Source organism: Rubrivirga halophila, assembly GCF_046845755.1.
Lineage (GTDB): Bacteria > Bacteroidota > Rhodothermia > Rhodothermales > Rubricoccaceae > Rubrivirga.
In genome coordinates this window covers 1,948,342-1,964,283 of the sequence record NZ_CP177357.1, presented here as the reverse complement: position 1 = coordinate 1,964,283, position 15,942 = coordinate 1,948,342, and the positions used below count along the sequence as shown (strand labels likewise).

Sequence of the window (15,942 nt, the reverse complement as noted above, 5' to 3'; positions counted from 1 at the left end):
TTCCGATGACCTGGCAGGCCTGGTACACGCTCGGCGCGCTCGCGCTCATGGTGGCGGCCCTCGTCCGCGGGGTGGCCCGCGTCGACATGGTGCTGCTGGGCACGCTGGGGCTGCTCCTGCTGGCGGGCATCGTCGGGCCGGTCGAGGCGTTCGCCGGGTTCGCGAACCCCGCCGTCGTCGCGATCGCGTCGCTGTTCGTGGTCGCCGCCGGCGTCGACCGGACGGGCGCGCTGGGGTTTCTAGACGGCCTCCTTCGGCCGCGGTCGACCACGTCCGGCCCGGCCGTCGCCCGCATCATGGGACCGACGGCGCTGTTGTCGGGCGTGCTCAACAACACGCCGATCGTGGCGATGCTCATCCCGCGCATCCAGGCGTGGCATCGGAAAGGGGGGACGCCGCCCGCCTCGAAGCTGCTGATGCCGCTCTCGACCGCCGCGATCGTCGGCGGGTGGCTGACGCTGATCGGGACGAGCACGAACGTCGTGGTCCACGGGCTGCTGCAGGCCGAGGGGCTGCCCGGGTTTGGCTTCTTCACGCTCGCCTGGGTCGGCGTCCCGGCCGTGGTCGCCGTCGTGCTGTATTACGCGCTCGTCGGCCACCGGCTGCTGCCCGCCAACGACGCGGTGTCTGACACCGACGCGCGGCGGGGCTACCACTTCGAGCTGGCGGTCGCCGCCGACGCCCCGTTCGCGGGCGCGACCGTCGAGGCCGCTGGCTTCCGGACGCTCGGGGCCGCCTTCCTGGCCCGGATCACGCGCGACGGCCGGGCCACCGACGCCGCGCCGGAGTCGACCGTGCTCACGGGCGACGTGCTCTCGTTCGTGGGCGACCCGACTGAGCTCGACGAGCTGCTGGCGCGGCCCGGCCTCGTCCGCACCGCGCCGACGGCCGAGGCCCAGGACCTGCCCCTCTTCGAGGTGGTCGTCGCGGCGGGCTCGCGGCTGGAGGGGAAGACGCTGCGCGAGATCGGCTTCCGCGAGCGCTACGGCGGCGTGGTGCTGGCGCTGCGACGGCGCGCGCACGACGTGTCCGGCGGGCTCGGCCGCGTCCCGCTCCGCGCGGGCGACCTGCTGCTGGTCGAGGGCCGCAAGACGCTGGCGGCCCGGCTCAGTGCGCTCGCCGACGACTTCGCGCTCGTCTCGCCCGTCGGCGCTCCGCGCATCGTCTCGCGCCGGGCGCCCGTCGCCCTCGCGCTCCTGGGCGGCGCCATCGGGCTGACGGCGTTCGGCGTGCTACCCCTCGCGACGGCCACCTTCTGCGCCGCGCTCGGGATGGTCGTCACCGGCTGCCTGCGGGGCGCGGGCCTGCGCCGCGCCATCGATGTGCCCGTTCTGATCGTGATCGGCGCCGCGCTCGGGATCGGCGCGGCGGTCGAGGCGACGGGGCTGTCGCAACTGGCGGCGGCCGGCATCGAGCGGGTCTCGCCGCTCGGGCCCGTCGCCACGCTCGCGGTCGTGTACCTGTTGTCGAACGGGCTCGCGGAACTGATCACCAACAAGGCCTCGGCCGTCCTGATGCTGCCCGTCGCGCTCGCCGTCGCGGCCGACCTCGGCGTGCCGTGGCTCCCGTTCGCCGTCGCCGTCACCATCGCGAGCGCCGCCAGCTTCCTGACGCCCATAGGCTACCAGACCAACCTGATGGTGATGGCCGCCGGCCGCTACCGCTACACCGACTTTGCGCGCGCGGGCCTGCCCGTCAGCCTGATCGTGTTCGCGGTCACGATGGCCGTCTGCGTCGTCGTCTGGCTCTGACTCCGCCGGCGTCGGCGCGAGGCGCGCATTGGGTAGCGGCTCACATCAAGTAACCAGGAAGGCACCGGCTGGTGGGCGGGCCTCCACTAGCTTAGTCCCCCCCCCCCGATCGCACCGATGGCCAGAGACCGCGCCCCGCGTACGTCGCACCTCCGCACACTCGAAGCCGAGGCCATCCACGTCATGCGCGAGGTGGCCGCCCAGTTCGAGCGGCCCGTGCTGCTGTTCTCGGGCGGCAAGGATTCGATCCTGATGGTGCACCTCGCCCGCAAGGCGTTCCACCCGGCCCCGATCCCGTTCCCCCTCTTGCACGTCGACACGGGGCACAACTTCCCGGAGACGATCGCCTTCCGCGACAAGCTGGTCGCCGACCTCGGCGTCCGCCTCGAGGTCGCGAGCGTGCAGGACGCCATCGACCGGGGGCGCGTCGTCGAGGAGACCGGCCCGGAGGCGAGCCGCAACGGGCTCCAGATCGTGCCTCTCTTGGACGCGCTCGCGGAGCACCGCTACGACGCGGCGTTTGGCGGCGGGCGGCGCGACGAGGAGAAGGCCCGCGCCAAGGAGCGCTTCTTCTCGCACCGTGACCGCTTCGGGCAGTGGGACCCCAAGAACCAGCGCCCCGAGCTCTGGAACCTGTACAACGGCCACAAGAACGTGGGCGAGACCTTCCGCGTGTTCCCGCTGAGCAACTGGACGGAGATGGACGTGTGGCAGTACATCGCGCTCGAGGAGGTCGAGATCCCGCACCTCTACTTCGCGCATGAGCGCGACGTCTTCGACCGCCACGGGACCCTGCTGGCGGTCACCGACTTCGTGATCCCCCAGCCGCACGAGACCGTCGCGCGCCAGACGATCCGGTTCCGGACGATCGGCGACGCGACGTGCACGGGCGCCGTCGAGAGCACCGCGCGCACGCTGCCCGAGATCATCGGCGAAGTCGCTGCGGCGCGGCAGACCGAGCGCGGCGGGCGCCACGACGACAAGCGCTCCGAGGCCGCCATGGAGGACCGCAAAAAGCAGGGCTATTTCTAGGGTGACGAGTGATCCGTGACGCGTGACTTTCACGCCCGTCGTGGATCGGCCATCGACGAGTCACGCATCACGCATCACGCATCTCCAATGGGCACCGCCTCCCTCGACACCGCCAGCCAAGACGCCTACCTCGACATGGACTTGCTGCGGTTCACGACCGCCGGGTCCGTCGACGACGGCAAGAGCACGTTGATCGGGCGCCTGCTGTACGACTCGAAGTCGATCTTCGAGGACCAGCTCGAAGCCGTCGCCGAGGCCTCGAAGGACCGCGGGATGGACGACGACGGCGTCCCCAACCTCGCGCTGTTGACCGACGGCTTGCGCGCCGAGCGCGAGCAGGGGATCACCATCGACGTGGCGTACCGCTATTTCGCCACGCCCCGGCGCAAGTTCATCATCGCCGACACGCCGGGCCACGTCCAGTACACCCGCAACATGGTGACCGGCGCCAGCACGGCGGACCTCGCGGTCATCCTGATCGACGCCAAGCGCGGCGTCCAGACGCAGTCCAAGCGCCACGCCTTTATCGCGTCGCTCCTCGGCACCCCGCACGTCGTCGTGGCGGTCAACAAGATGGACCTCGTCGGCTACGACCGGGCCGTCTTCGACGCCATCGTCGACGAATTCGAGGCGTTCGCGGCCAAGCTCGACCTCGGCGACATCGAGTTCATCCCCGTCTCAGCGCTCAAGGGCGACAACGTGGTCGACCGCAGCGCGGCGATGCCGTGGTACCAGGGCGCGACGATGCTCCACCACCTTGAGAACGTCTCGGTCGTCGGCGACCGCAACCTGCGCGACTTCCGGTTCCCGGTCCAGACCGTGATCCGCCCCGACCAGACCTTCCGCGGGTTCGCGGGGACCGTCGCGAGCGGCGCGATCCGGCCCGGCGAGGAGGTGCTGGCGCTGCCCGCCGGCACCCGCTCCACGGTCGAGTCCGTGACCACGCTCGACGGCGACCTTGAGGAGGCGCACGCGGGCGAGGCGGTCGTGATCACGCTGGCCGACGAGATCGACGTGAGCCGGGGCGACATGCTCGTTCGCCCCAAGAACATCCCGACGGTCGCGACCGAGATCGAGGCCATGGTCTGCTGGATGGCTGAGGAGACGCTGCAGGCGGACCGCCACTACCTCTTACGGCACACCACGCGCGAGGTCAAGGCCTTCGTCGACACGGTCGTCTACCGCGTCGACGTGGACACGCTGCACCGCGAGGACGCGGCGACGCTCGGCCTCAACGACATCGGCCGCATCCGCGTGACGACGGCCGCGCCGCTGTTTTTCGACCCGTACCTCCAGGCCAAGGCGACGGGCGCCTTCATCTTGATCGACCCGTACTCGAACGCGACGGTCGCGGCGGGCATGATCCGCAGCGAGGCCCGGACGGCCGACGACCTCGGCGACCTGGCGGAGGCGGGCGCGGCGCCGGTCTCGCCGAACGTGGTCTGGGAGCCGCTCAACATCCCGCGCGCCGAGCGCGAGGCGGCGCAGGGCCACGGCGGCGCGGTCGTCTGGCTGACCGGGCTCTCGGGCGCCGGCAAGACGACGGTCGCGTGTGAGGTCGAGCGCCGCCTGTTCGAGCGCGGGGTCAAGACGATGCTGCTCGACGGCGACCAGGTGCGCCACGGGCTCAACGGCGACCTCGGGTTCAGCCCGGCCGACCGCCGCGAGAACGTCCGCCGCGTGGGACATGTCGCCCGGCTCTTCCTGGAGAGCGGCGCCGTCACGCTGTGCACGTTCGTCTCGCCGTACCGCGCCGACCGCGACGCCGTCCGCGCGCTCGTCGACGAGGGCCGGTTCGTCGAGGTCCACGTCGACGTCGACCTCGAGACGGCCCGCGAGCGCGACCCGAAGGGGATCTACGCGAAGGCGGAGGCGGGCGAGATCCCGAACCTGACCGGCGTCTCGGCGCCCTACGAGGCACCCGAGGCCCCGGAGCTTCGCCTCGACACGGCCTCGATGACGGTCGAGGAGGCCGCCGACGCCGTGATCGCCCACCTCACCGACGCCGGGATCCTTTCCCCGGCCTAGCCCGGCGCCTGCCGGGTCGTCGCCCGCCCGTCGGGCCGCCCTCATGACCGTCCACCCGACCCGGCTGCCGGGCGTCCTGCTCGTCGAGCCCCGCGTGTTCGAGGACGAGCGCGGCTACTTCCTGGAGCGCTTCCACGCCGACCGGTACGCCGAGGCCGGGATGCCGGGGCCGTGGGTGCAGGACAACCACAGCCGCTCGCGCCGGGGCGTCGTCCGCGGGCTCCACTTCCAGCGGCGCTGCCCGCAGGGCAAGCTGGTCGAGGTCGTGCGCGGCGCCATCTACGACGTCGTCCTCGACCTCCGCGCCGGGTCGCCGACGTTCGGGGAGTGGGAGGGCGTCGAGCTGTCGGACGCGACGCACCGCCAGCTGTGGGTGCCGCCAGGCTTCGCGCACGGGTTCGCGGTCGTCTCCGAGACCGCCGACGTGCTCTACCGGTGCACCGCCGGATACGAGCCCGGCGACGAGGGCGGCGTCCGCTGGGACGACCCCGCGCTCGGCATCGACTGGCCGGTGGCACGGGAGGAGGCCGTCGTCTCCGAGAAGGACCGCGCGCTGCCCTGGCTGGCGTCGCTGGCGGCCTCCGACCTTCCCGAGGCGCCGTTTTGAAGACCCTCCTCGTGACCGGTGCTGGGGGACAGGTGGGCCGCGAGATCGTGCGGCTCGTGCCCGCCGGCACCTCCGTCGTCGGGCTCGACCGCCAGCGGCTCGACGTGACGGACGCCGCCGCCGTCCGTGCCGCGCTCCGCGCGCACGCCCCGGACGCCGTCATCCACGCCGCCGCCTACACGGCCGTCGACCGCGCCCAGGCCGAGCCCGCGCGGGCGATGGCGGTCAACGCCATGGGCACGGCGAACGTGGCCGCGGCGTGCGCCGAGCGGGGCACCGGGCTGGTGGCCCTGTCGACCGACTACGTGTTCGACGGCATGAGCGGGGCGGACTACCGACCCGACGACCCGGTCTCGCCGCTCAACGTCTACGGCGCAAGCAAAGCACAGGGCGAGGCGGAGGCGCTCGCGGCGGGCGGCCCGGCCGTCGTGCTCCGCACGGCCTGGGTGTTCAGCGCGGCCCCGGGCAACTTCGCGTCGACGATGGTGCGTCTGGCCCAGACCGCGCCGCGCCTGCGCGTCGTCGCCGACCAGTGGGGCCACCCCACGCCCGCCACCTACGTCGCGCAAGCGGCGCTCGCCGCCGCCCAGCGCGTGGGCGCGCTCCCGCCCGTCCTCCACGTGGCCGGCACGCCGCTCGCGACGTGGCACGACCTGGCGACGGCGCTGGTGGAGGCCGCCAGCGCGGCCGGGCTCTGCCCCCGCGTCCCCGTCGACCCCATCTCGACCGAGGCGTACGGCGCCCCGGCGCCCCGTCCGAGGCGCGTCGGCCTCGCGCTGGCGGCGTCGCTGGCGGCGCTGGACATGGCGCCGTTGGACTGGCGCGATGCCCTCGCGCCCATCCTTCAGCGGTGGTCGGCACGGCCATGAACCGGGGCGGAATCGTGACTCTCCGGCGGCCTCGGTTCTGTATGGTGTACTACCGCTGCGTCGGTTAACGGCGTTCGCCGTATCTAACCGGCCAAGATGGGGCGTCCCCCACAGCCCCGTAGTTATCCCGTGATGCCCATTCTCGCTCTCGCGCTGGGGTTTCTCGTCAGCCTCTTCGCCGCGCTCCTGCTGGTGCCGACCGTGTGTCGGGTGGCGCGTCGCGTGGGGTGGCTCGACGAGCCCGACGGGACCCGGAAGATCCATCGGGACGCGGTCCCGAACGTCGGCGGCCTGGCCATCGTCGGAGCCGCGGTGGTCGGGATCGGCGTGATGACCGTCGCCCGGATCGAGCTCCCCCGGTCCATCTCGGGTGCCCTCACGTTGCCCGATCCGCTCGTCGTGCTCGGGGCGCTCGGGATCGCGGCGGTGGGGTTCTGGGACGACCGCCGGGCGATGTCGCACCGGGCGAAATTCGTGGCGCAGCTCGTCGTGACCGCGCTGGCCTTCGCGGGCGGGGCGCGCGTGATGGTGTTCGACGCCGCACTCGGCGCCGGCCCGCTCGCGCTGGCCGTCTCCGGGCTGCTCACCGTCGTCTGGATGGTCGGTATGATGAACGCCGTCAACCTGGTCGACGGGATGGACGGGCTGGCGGCCGGCGTCGTCGCGATCGCGTTCGTGGGGCTGGCGGGGGCGCACGCGCTCGGGGGCGACCTCGGCGCCCTCGTGCTGGCGGCGGCGGTGTGCGGCGCCCTCCTGGGCTTCCTGCGCTACAACTTCGCGCCCGCGACGGTCTTCATGGGCGACAGCGGGAGCCTGTTCCTCGGCTACGCGCTCGCGGCGTACGCCCTGCGGGGGACGGCTCACCCCAACCCCGTCCTCGCCCTCGTCATCCCGGCCGTGATCATGGGGATCCCGGTGCTCGATACGGCCGTCTCGATCCTGCGCCGCAAGCTTACCGGCCAGCGGCTGTTCTACCCCGACCGCGACCACATCCACCACCGGCTCCAGGCCCAGATGTCGACGCGCCGGGCGGCGCTGACCCTGTACGCCTTCGGGGCGTACCTCGCGCTCGGGGCGCTCGCGATGGCGACGATGCGCCCGCTCGCCGCACTCGTCACCTTCCTGTTCGGCTCCGCGGCCGTCTACGGGTTCCTCGGCTACGTCCGGTACCTGCCGACGCCCGGCCGCATCGTCCGCTACGCCGAGCGCCGCCAGCAGGTCAAGTCGCTCGTGGGGCGCAAGCTGGCCGACACCCCGCGTGCGGGGCGCGTGGCCCACGAGCGGTTCGAGCCGACGGCCGGGCCGGAGCGCTAGGGGCGCCAGGGGCAGGGCGCCGTCGCAGGGCCCGCCGGGATTGGGGCCGGCGGGCGCGGTGGGACGCGCCCACTGCACGCTTGCGTTTTCACCGCCGGTCAACCCCGTTGGTGGCGGGCCCGGATAGCTTCGGAAACGCTTCCAACCCCTCTGCTCCATGGCCTCCGTCATCCTCTCCGCCGCCCGCACGCCCGTGGGCTCCTTCGGCGGCGCGCTCTCGACCGTCTCCGCCCCCCAGCTCGGCGCCACCGCCATCACCGGCGCTCTCGACCGCGCGGGCGTGGCGAGGGACCAGGTGGACGAGGTCATCCTGGGCAACGTCGTCACGGCGGGGGAGGGGCAGGCGCCCGCTCGTCAGGCCGCGCTCGCCGCCGACCTCCCCCAAGGCGTGGCCTGCATGACCATCAACAAGGTCTGCGGGTCGGGCATGAAGGCCGTCATGCTGGCCGACCAGGCCATCCGCGCCGGGGACGCCGACGTCGTCGTGGCCGGGGGCATGGAGAACATGTCGCAGGTGCCGTTCTACCTCCCGAAGGCGCGGTACGGCTACGGCTACGGCAACGGCGAGGTCGTCGACGGCCTCTTCCACGACGGCCTGCGCGACGCCTACGACGGCGTGGCGATGGGCGTCGCCGCCGACGCCTGCGGCGTGACCTGCAACGTCCCGCGCGACCGCCAGGACGCGTTCTCGATCGAGAGCTACACGCGCGCCCAGGCCTCGGTCGAGAACGGCGCCTTCGCCCAGGAGATCGTCTCGGTGACGGTCCCCGGGCGAAAGGGCGACACGGTCGTCGACACCGACGAGGAGCCGGCCAAGACCAACTTCGACAAGATCCCGACCCTGCGGGCCGTCTTCACCAAGGAGGGGACGGTGACGGCCGCGAATGCCAGCTCGATCAACGACGGCGCCGCCGCGCTCGTCGTCGCCTCGGAGGCGTGGGCGTCGGCGAACGGCAAGACACCGATGGCGCGCATCGTCGCCTCGGCGCAGCACAGCCAGGCGCCGATGGAGTTCACGACGGCCCCCATCGAGGCCGTCAACAAGGTGCTCGCCAAGGCCGGGCTGGCGCTGGACGACATCGACCTGTTCGAGGTCAACGAGGCGTTCGCCGTCGTCGCGCTCGCGGCCCAAGACGCGCTCGGCATCCCGTCGGAGAAGCTCAACGTGCGCGGCGGCTCGGTCGCCGTCGGCCACCCCATCGGCGCCTCCGGCGCCCGCATCCTGACGACCCTCCTGCACGCGATGGTCGAGACCGACGCCAAACGGGGCCTCGCGGCCATCTGCATCGGCGGCGGCGAGGCCACGGCGATGATCGTGGAGAGGGGTTGAGGTCGCTGAACCCTGCCGCAACTGCGGGTAGCATCACAGACGCATCGCTCTTCTGGCTCGCAGTCCCGATCAGTGACCTGATCCTCGGGAGCGTCTTGTCCGCAGTCCTCGTGCAGAAACCGCCGCCCCCAATGGATTGGACTCGATTCTGAGGCCCTTCACTCATCACTCCTCACGCATCACTCGAATGAACGTCACCGTCATCGGCGCCGGCACCATGGGCAACGGCATCGCCCACGTGTTCGCCCAGTCCGGCCACACCGTCACGCTCGTCGACCTCGACCAGTCCCGCTTGGACGCCGCGCTCGCCACCGTCGACAAGAATCTGGCCCGCCAGGTCGCCAAAGAGCGGATCACCGCCGACGACCAGGCGGCCACGCTCGGCCGCATCGACACGCAGACCGACCTCGCGAAGGGCGTCGCGGACGCCGATCTCGTCGTCGAGGCGGCGACGGAGGACGCGACGCTGAAGGCCAAGATCTTCGAGCAGATCGACGACCACGCGCCCGAGTCCGCGATTCTGGCCTCGAACACGTCGTCGATTTCGATCACCCAGATCGCTGGCGCGACGCAGCGACCGGAGCAAGTGATCGGGATGCACTTTTTCAACCCGGTCCCGGTGATGAAGCTGGTCGAGGTCGTTCGCGGCCTGGCGACGAGCGACGCGACGTACGAGACGATCCGCGAGCTGTCGGAGGGGCTCGGCAAGGTGCCCGTCGAGGTCAACGACGCGGCCGGGTTCGTGTCGAACCGCGTGCTGATGCCGATGATCAACGAGGCGGTCTTCTGCGTCCACGAGGGCGTCGCGACCGCCGAGGCCGTCGACACGGTGATGACGCTGGGCATGGCGCACCCGATGGGCCCGCTGACGCTCGCCGACTTTATCGGGCTCGACGTGTGCCTCGCCATCCTGGAGGTGCTCCACCGCGAGCTCGGCGAGGACAAGTACCGCCCGTGCCCGCTCCTGCGCAAGATGGTGGCCGCCGGGCGGCTCGGCCGCAAGTCGGGCCAGGGCTTCTACGACTACAGCTCGTGACCGCGAGCCCGCTCCCGCTCGTGCTTGCGCTGGCGGGGGCGGTCGCCTACCACCTCGCGCAGAAGGCCGTGCCCGACACGGCCGCGCCGTTCGTCGTGATCGGGCTGGCGTACGCGGTCGGGCTGCTGGCGTGCGTCGGCGCGGTGCTCGCGGCCGGCACGCCGGTCGTCGAGACGCTCCGCAGCGCGTGGCGCCCGGCGCTCGGCATCGGGCTCGGCGCGCTCGTCATCGAGGCCGGCTTTCTGCTGGCGTACCGCGCCGGGTGGCCGCTGTCGACCGCCAGCCTGGGCGTCAACGTGGCCGTGGCCGTCGTGCTCCTCGCCGTCGGGCTCGTCGCGTTCGGGGAGGCGCTGAGCCCGCGCCAGTGGATCGGCGCCGGGGCCTGCGTCGTGGGGCTCGTGCTGCTCGCGGGCCGGTAGCCGGCGGGATCGCGGGCGGGCGCGGGCGGGTACGGGCTCGACACCCCGCCGCTGCCATGGCCGACCGACTCACCGTTTTCATCACCGGCGCCTCGGCCGGCATCGGCGCCGCGTGCGCCCGCGCCTTCGCCGCCAAAGGCGACCGCGTGATCCTGACCGCCCGCTCTGCCGACGCCCTTGACGACCTGGCCGCCGACCTCAACGACGCGCTCGGCCCCGACACCGCGCGAGCGATCGTGCTCGACGTGACCGACCCGGAGGCCCACCTCGCCGCCGTCCGCGATCTCCCCGAGGACTGGGCGGCCATCGACGTGGCCGTCCTCAACGCCGGGCTGGCGAAGGGGCTGCGGCCGGTCTGGGAGAACACGCCCGCCGAGGTCGACGCGATGGTCGACACGAACGTCAAGGGCGTGCTCAACGGGATCCGCGCCGTCGTCCCGGGGATGCTGGCGCGCGGGCGCGGCCACGTCGTCCCCATCGGCTCGACGGCGGGGCACGCGGTCTACGCGGGCGGCGTGGTGTACTGCGCCACCAAGCACGCCGTCCTCGCGCTGGCGGACGGGCTCAAGGTGGACCTCCACGGCACGCCGCTCCGCGTCACGGCCGTGTCGCCCGGCCTGGTCGAGACCGACTTCTCGCTCGTCCGCTTCGACGGCGACGCCGAGCGGGCCGACGCCGTGTACGCCGACACCGTCGCGCTGACGCCGGAGGACGTGGCGGATGCGGTCGTGTACTGCGCGCACGCGCCGGAGCGCGTCAACGTGCATGAGCTGCTGCTGACGCCGCGCGCGCAGTCGGGCTACACGATGATCGCGCGGGGCGACGCGGCCGGGCGGTAGCTCCGCCGGGCGCCCGGTGGCGATCCGCCCACGGAGCGGACGGCTCCGGCGTGATCCCAGCCGGGCGCCGACTGCGGAGGCAAGGGCGACTCTCGCTCCCACCGCGCCCCATGTCTCGCGTCCTCAGCCTCACGCTACTCGCCACACTCCTTCTGGGAGACGCCCCCACCGCCGACGCCCAGATCGGCCGCCTGCTCGACCGCGCCAAGGAGGCCGTCTCCGGCCGTGCCGAGCAGGCTCGGCGGGCCGCCGACCGGCCCCCGGCCCGCGCCGACGGTGCCCCGGCCCCAGCCATCGACTTCGCGGCGTTGCTCGACACTCGGTTCGACCGAGACCGGGGGACCTTCCACCTCGACCAGATCCCCCTGCTGTTCCCCCTCCCCGGCCTGGCCGAGCAGGAGTCGATCGACGCCGGCTGGCGGATCCGGAACGCCTCCGGCGAAGTGACCGGCCGGCAGACGCTGTCCAGCGCCTCCGAAACGCTCGCCGCCGCCATCGTCAACCTGATGACCCGGGCCGGCGTGCCCGGGGACGATCAGGCCCCACTCGAGCCCGGCGGGAGCTACACGCTCGACGTCGAGCTCTACGGCGAGGTCGTCGGGTCGCTCCCGTTCACGGTCTCGATGGTCGAGAGCGGCGACCCGTACCGCCCGTCGACGGCGTGGGTGCTGGACGGGCCCTGGCGCACACACGCCTACTTCGAGCACTCGGTCGAGGACCCGGAGGCATACCTCAACTTTAACGCCTGGGTCGGCCCGGACGACGGGCCGACTGGCGAGACCGTCGAGGTGACAGTTCGCCGTGGCGGCGAGGAGGTCGCGTGGGGGCGGGGCGGGCACATCAGCACGGACCACGGATGGCTCCGCCGACGGTTCGAGCTGATCCCGACCGAGTTCCGCGACCTGCCCGACGGCCGCCGCGCGGACGAGCGGTTCCGCCGCCCCTGGACCATTCAGGACGTGACGGCGGGGACGTACGAGATCGTCCTCGCAACCGAGTCCGGCCCGTTCCGGACGTTCACCATCGAGGCGACCGACGGGGCGTTCGTGCCCCACCCGCGGAGCGACCTGAACCACGAGCCGCGGACGCGCTACCTGACGACGCGCGTGATGCTGTCCAAGAGTCTGGAGAGACAGTCGTCGTTCCGGAAAGACTACCCGCAGATGCTCTACTGGATCGGGCCGGACGAGTAGTGCGCCGTCGCCTCGGCTGGCGGGTCGTATCCGCTAGCGAGGCGAAGGCCCGCCCCGTGACCCCCGTCAGGCGCGCACTTCGGACGTAGAACCCCCAACTCCCACCCCCATGTCGTACCGCTCGTTCGGAGGCTCCCGCCTCCTCAGCCTCGCCTTTCTCGCCACCCTCGCGGTTGGAAGCGCGCCGACCGCCGACGCGCAGCTCGGCCGCCTGCTCAACCGCGCCACGGAGACCGTCTCCAACGCCGGCGACCGGGCGACCGAGGCGGCGGCCGATCGCCCCCCGGCGCGGGCCGACGGCGCCCCGGCTCCGGCCATCGACTACGCGAGCCTCCTGGCGACCCGGTTCTTCCCCGCCCAGGGGACGTTCGACCTGGGGGACGTCTTCCTGGTGTTCCCCCCGTCCCCCGAGGGGGACCGAGCCCTTTTCCTCGTCCGCGATGCGGCGGGGGAGGTTGTCAGTCGACAGGCGCTTGCGTGGACCCCGTCGTCCACCGGCGATGCGTTCGTCTTGCTGCAGAGCCGGGGGATCGGCGACCGGGAGCGCCCGGTCCAGGCGGGCCGCCACACGCTCGATGTGGAGGTAACCGGTGATCTCGTCGGGTCCGTCCCGTTCACCGTGACGGAGTCGTCCAACGGGGACCCGTTCAACCCGGTCACGACGCTGACGCTGGACGGCCCGTGGCGCACGCATGCTTACTTCTCGCACGAGACCGACCGACCAGACTACATCCTGGAGTTCAAGACCTGGATCCGGCCCGACGAGATGCTCCCGGCCGACGGGGTCGACTACGAGCCCGTGGAGGTCTCGATCCGTCGGGACGGCCGCGAGATCGCTTGGGGCTTCGATACGGTGTATGCGACGAACTACGCGGAGTGGCACGCCGTGAGCTTCCAGCTGTTCACGCCCGACAGTCGGGATCAACGGTCCGGCCGGTTTGCGGATCGCGGGCCCCGCGTCACCAACTGGACCATTCAGGACGTGACGCCCGGCCCCTACGAGGTCGTGATCTCGACCGAGGACGGCACGGCGCTGCGCACGTTCACCATCGAGGGGGGCAGGGGAGCGTTCGTGCCCCACGCCCGGAGTGCGATCGACTACGAGCCGCGCGCGCACTTTCTGACGACACGCCGGATGGGCGGCAACCGAAACCGGACGCTTCGGACCCTGCACTGGATCGCGCCGGTGGAGTAGGGTAGGGAACGTGCGGTTCCGCCGGGTGGGGGCCGCGTCCGGATGACCCGGCGCCGAGCGTTCCTGCGAAGGGAGGGGCGACTCTCCCTCCTCACGCCATGCGTCGACTCTCCAGCCTGCTCCTCATCGGCCTGTTCCTGGCGTCCGCCCCGACGGCCGACGCCCAGCTCCGGGGCCTCCTCAACCGCGCGCGCGACGCCGTCACGGACCGGTCCGCCGACGCCCGCGAGGCCGCCGCGGCCACGGCGGGCGACGCGCGCGCGGCCCTCGACACGCCGCCCCGCCCGGCGGACGGCGCGCCGATGCCGGCCCTCGACTTTGTGAGCCTGCTCGACACCCGGTTTTACCCGACAGCCGGCCAGTTCGGGATTGGTGAGGCGTTCCTGCTGTTCCCCCCGCCCGGCCTGGTGGAGCGGGAGGAGATCCAAGGGGCGTTCGTGATCCGCGACGCCTCCGGCAACGTCGTCGTCCACACCACCATCGGCCGAGCGGAGCCGACCGGGGCCACCGCGATCGCCAAGCTGAAGGGCCGGGCGGGCGTCGTGTCCGATGTGAACCGCCCCGTCGAGGCGGGCAAGCGCTACACGTTCGACGTGGAGCTGTACGGCGACGTCGTCGGGTCGATGCCGTTCACGGTCTCGCAGTCCTCGAACGGCGACCCATACAACCCCGTCACCGCGATGGCGCTGGAGGGCCCGTGGCGCACGCACGCCTACTTCGAGCACGAGGCGGAGCGGCCGGACTACCGGATGCACTTCCACGCCTGGATCTCGCCCGACGAGATGCCCCCGAACACGATCGCCGAGGTCTCGGTCCGTCGCGGGGGCCGCGAGGTGGCGTGGGGCGCCCGCCACGCCCAGCTCCAGTATGGGTGGGGCCACACCGAGTTCGTCCTCTACACCCCGGACAGCCGCGGCACGCAGTACGGCCAGGCCAATGCCAACCGGACGCTCTGGACCATTCAGGACGTCACGCCCGGCGAGTACGAGGTCGTGATCCGAAGCGAGGCCGGGCCGTTCCGCACCTTCGCCGTCCAGGGCGGCGACGGCGCCTTCGCGGCGCACCCCCGCAGCGCGCTCGACTACGAGCCCCGCAAGCACTTTCTGGGGACGCGCCGGCTGTCGGGCCAGAACCTTAACCGGGCGCACGCGCTGTACTGGATCGCCCCCGACGCCCCGTAGCGCGCACGGAGCCCTGGCGCCCCACGCGCGTTGGGGCGCCATGCGATACGACGCCCTGCTCGCGCCCCTTGCCGAGCGCTTGCGCCAGCCCCTCCCCGGCCACGCTGCGCACGCCGAGATGGCGCCGTTCCCAGCCCGGGCGACCGTCGAGACCCTGTCGATCGAGCAGAACGAGGGGACGCCCGCGGCCACCCTCGTGCTGCTGTACCCGGGCGACGAGGGCGAGGCGCGGTTCGTGCTGACTGTCCGCCACGGCAGTCTGCGCACGCACGCCGGGCAGGTGTCGTTGCCCGGTGGCCGGATCGAGAGGGACGAGACGCCCGAGGACGCCGCCCGCCGCGAGGCCTTCGAGGAGGTCGGCGTGGCGCCGGAGGCCGTGGTCATCCTCGGGCGCCTGACGCCGCTCTACATCCCGCCCTCGCGGTTCTCGGTTTGGCCCATCGTCGCCACCGTCGGCGCGCGCCCGCCGTTCGTGGCGCAGGAGACCGAGGTGACGGCCGTGCTCGACATCGCCCTGGCGGACCTGCTCGCGCCCGGCGCCCGACAGCGCGCGATGCGCGACGCCCCGCTGGGCCGCTGGGACGTGCCCTACTTCGCGCTCGCGGGCCACGACGTGTGGGGCGCGACGGCGATGATGCTGGCCGAGGTCGCCGCCGTCGTCGGTCCGCTTATTCCTCGATGATCTCGCCGTCCGGCCCGATGGTGAGCGTGGCCGTGACGTCGACGGCGCCCATCGCGTCGCCGGCCGACGAGACCTGCGCCGTCGCGACGAGCAGCCCGTCGCGAAAGGCGCGGACGCGGGCGGTGACCCCGCCCGACTGCACGAACCCGAAGATGCGGACCGAGTACGGCCCCCGCGCCTCGACCGGCAGCGGGTCCAGGATCTCGACGAACGGGAACGCGAACGGCGGAGCCGTCGGCACGACGACCTCCTCGCCGTCCTCGCCGGTGTAGCGGATCCCGAAGTCCGAGATGTCCTGGGGCGCGTCGACGCGGTACTCGAACACGACGGGGACGATCTCCTCCGGCGGCGGCGGCGGCGGCTCCTCCGTCGTGTCGGAGTCGCAGGCGCCGAGCGCGAGCAGCGAGACGAACAGGGCGGACAGGAGCAGCGGGCGCATCGCGATCGACAGAGGGGAGCGGGAAGC

General features: G+C 72.4%; 15 protein-coding genes. 14 read left to right on the top strand and 1 reads right to left on the bottom strand.

What is annotated here, in order from left to right; translation table 11 throughout:
* Positions 1 to 5: 5 nt before the first annotated feature.
* The 14 genes from ACLIRP_RS08705 (at position 6) to ACLIRP_RS08640 (ending at position 15,476) form a co-directional block, all read left to right on the top strand.
* Entirely contained in the window at positions 6 to 1,751 is a 1,746-nt protein-coding gene (locus ACLIRP_RS08705) for an SLC13 family permease (protein ID WP_412063579.1), read from the top strand.
* A gap of 117 nt (positions 1,752 to 1,868) precedes the next feature.
* The gene (gene cysD / locus ACLIRP_RS08700; protein ID WP_412063578.1) at positions 1,869 to 2,783 is read left to right on the top strand and encodes a sulfate adenylyltransferase subunit CysD; all 915 of its coding nucleotides are present in this window, start codon (positions 1,869 to 1,871) and stop codon (positions 2,781 to 2,783) included.
* A gap of 87 nt (positions 2,784 to 2,870) precedes the next feature.
* A complete protein-coding gene (gene cysN, locus ACLIRP_RS08695; RefSeq protein ID WP_412063577.1) occupies positions 2,871 to 4,811 on the top strand; it encodes a sulfate adenylyltransferase subunit CysN in 1,941 nt (646 codons plus the stop codon).
* A 43-nt stretch (positions 4,812 to 4,854) separates the two neighbouring features.
* Positions 4,855 to 5,418: a dTDP-4-dehydrorhamnose 3,5-epimerase gene (gene rfbC, locus ACLIRP_RS08690; protein ID WP_412063576.1), complete on the top strand. Its 564-nt coding sequence runs from the start codon at positions 4,855 to 4,857 to the stop codon at positions 5,416 to 5,418.
* Positions 5,415 to 6,287: a dTDP-4-dehydrorhamnose reductase gene (rfbD, locus tag ACLIRP_RS08685; RefSeq protein ID WP_412063575.1), complete on the top strand. Its 873-nt coding sequence runs from the start codon at positions 5,415 to 5,417 to the stop codon at positions 6,285 to 6,287. Before rfbC ends, rfbD begins: the two co-directional genes overlap by 4 nt.
* A 132-nt stretch (positions 6,288 to 6,419) precedes the next feature.
* The gene (locus ACLIRP_RS08680; protein WP_412063574.1) at positions 6,420 to 7,601 is read left to right on the top strand and encodes a glycosyltransferase family 4 protein; all 1,182 of its coding nucleotides are present in this window, start codon (positions 6,420 to 6,422) and stop codon (positions 7,599 to 7,601) included.
* Between the two features lie 157 nt (positions 7,602 to 7,758).
* A complete protein-coding gene (locus ACLIRP_RS08675) occupies positions 7,759 to 8,931 on the top strand; it encodes a thiolase family protein (RefSeq protein ID WP_412063573.1) in 1,173 nt (390 codons plus the stop codon).
* Between the two features lie 187 nt (positions 8,932 to 9,118).
* The gene (locus tag ACLIRP_RS08670; RefSeq protein ID WP_412063572.1) at positions 9,119 to 9,967 is read left to right on the top strand and encodes a 3-hydroxybutyryl-CoA dehydrogenase; all 849 of its coding nucleotides are present in this window, start codon (positions 9,119 to 9,121) and stop codon (positions 9,965 to 9,967) included.
* A complete protein-coding gene (locus ACLIRP_RS08665) occupies positions 9,964 to 10,386 on the top strand; it encodes a hypothetical protein (RefSeq protein ID WP_412063571.1) in 423 nt (140 codons plus the stop codon). Before ACLIRP_RS08670 ends, ACLIRP_RS08665 begins: the two co-directional genes overlap by 4 nt.
* A 56-nt stretch (positions 10,387 to 10,442) precedes the next feature.
* The gene (locus ACLIRP_RS08660; RefSeq protein ID WP_412063570.1) at positions 10,443 to 11,225 is read left to right on the top strand and encodes an SDR family NAD(P)-dependent oxidoreductase; all 783 of its coding nucleotides are present in this window, start codon (positions 10,443 to 10,445) and stop codon (positions 11,223 to 11,225) included.
* A 110-nt stretch (positions 11,226 to 11,335) separates the two neighbouring features.
* The gene (locus ACLIRP_RS08655; protein ID WP_412063569.1) at positions 11,336 to 12,418 is read left to right on the top strand and encodes a hypothetical protein; all 1,083 of its coding nucleotides are present in this window, start codon (positions 11,336 to 11,338) and stop codon (positions 12,416 to 12,418) included.
* Between the two features lie 109 nt (positions 12,419 to 12,527).
* Complete coding sequence (locus ACLIRP_RS08650) at positions 12,528 to 13,613, top strand: hypothetical protein (protein ID WP_412063568.1); 1,086 nt, start codon at positions 12,528 to 12,530, stop codon at positions 13,611 to 13,613.
* Between the two features lie 98 nt (positions 13,614 to 13,711).
* The gene (locus tag ACLIRP_RS08645; protein ID WP_412063567.1) at positions 13,712 to 14,794 is read left to right on the top strand and encodes a hypothetical protein; all 1,083 of its coding nucleotides are present in this window, start codon (positions 13,712 to 13,714) and stop codon (positions 14,792 to 14,794) included.
* A gap of 40 nt (positions 14,795 to 14,834) precedes the next feature.
* Complete coding sequence (locus ACLIRP_RS08640; protein ID WP_412063566.1) at positions 14,835 to 15,476, top strand: NUDIX hydrolase; 642 nt, start codon at positions 14,835 to 14,837, stop codon at positions 15,474 to 15,476.
* On the opposite strand, the gene ACLIRP_RS08635 is transcribed toward ACLIRP_RS08640, so the two are convergent.
* Complete coding sequence (locus ACLIRP_RS08635; RefSeq protein WP_412063565.1) at positions 15,463 to 15,915, bottom strand: hypothetical protein; 453 nt, start codon at positions 15,913 to 15,915, stop codon at positions 15,463 to 15,465. The genes ACLIRP_RS08640 and ACLIRP_RS08635 overlap by 14 nt on opposite strands.
* Positions 15,916 to 15,942: the final 27 nt, after the last annotated feature.

Coding starts and splice junctions, on each gene's coding strand:
- ACLIRP_RS08650 (WP_412063568.1), top strand. CDS start 12,528: ATGTCGTACCGCTCGTTCGGAGGCTCCCGCCTCCTCAGCCTCGCCTTT.
- ACLIRP_RS08640 (WP_412063566.1), top strand. CDS start 14,835: ATGCGATACGACGCCCTGCTCGCGCCCCTTGCCGAGCGCTTGCGCCAG.
- ACLIRP_RS08660 (WP_412063570.1), top strand. CDS start 10,443: ATGGCCGACCGACTCACCGTTTTCATCACCGGCGCCTCGGCCGGCATC.
- ACLIRP_RS08705 (WP_412063579.1), top strand. CDS start 6: ATGACCTGGCAGGCCTGGTACACGCTCGGCGCGCTCGCGCTCATGGTG.
- ACLIRP_RS08635 (WP_412063565.1), bottom strand. CDS start 15,915: ATGCGCCCGCTGCTCCTGTCCGCCCTGTTCGTCTCGCTGCTCGCGCTC.
- cysD (WP_412063578.1), top strand. CDS start 1,869: ATGGCCAGAGACCGCGCCCCGCGTACGTCGCACCTCCGCACACTCGAA.
- ACLIRP_RS08645 (WP_412063567.1), top strand. CDS start 13,712: ATGCGTCGACTCTCCAGCCTGCTCCTCATCGGCCTGTTCCTGGCGTCC.
- cysN (WP_412063577.1), top strand. CDS start 2,871: ATGGGCACCGCCTCCCTCGACACCGCCAGCCAAGACGCCTACCTCGAC.
- ACLIRP_RS08655 (WP_412063569.1), top strand. CDS start 11,336: ATGTCTCGCGTCCTCAGCCTCACGCTACTCGCCACACTCCTTCTGGGA.
- ACLIRP_RS08675 (WP_412063573.1), top strand. CDS start 7,759: ATGGCCTCCGTCATCCTCTCCGCCGCCCGCACGCCCGTGGGCTCCTTC.
- rfbC (WP_412063576.1), top strand. CDS start 4,855: ATGACCGTCCACCCGACCCGGCTGCCGGGCGTCCTGCTCGTCGAGCCC.
- ACLIRP_RS08670 (WP_412063572.1), top strand. CDS start 9,119: ATGAACGTCACCGTCATCGGCGCCGGCACCATGGGCAACGGCATCGCC.
- ACLIRP_RS08680 (WP_412063574.1), top strand. CDS start 6,420: ATGCCCATTCTCGCTCTCGCGCTGGGGTTTCTCGTCAGCCTCTTCGCC.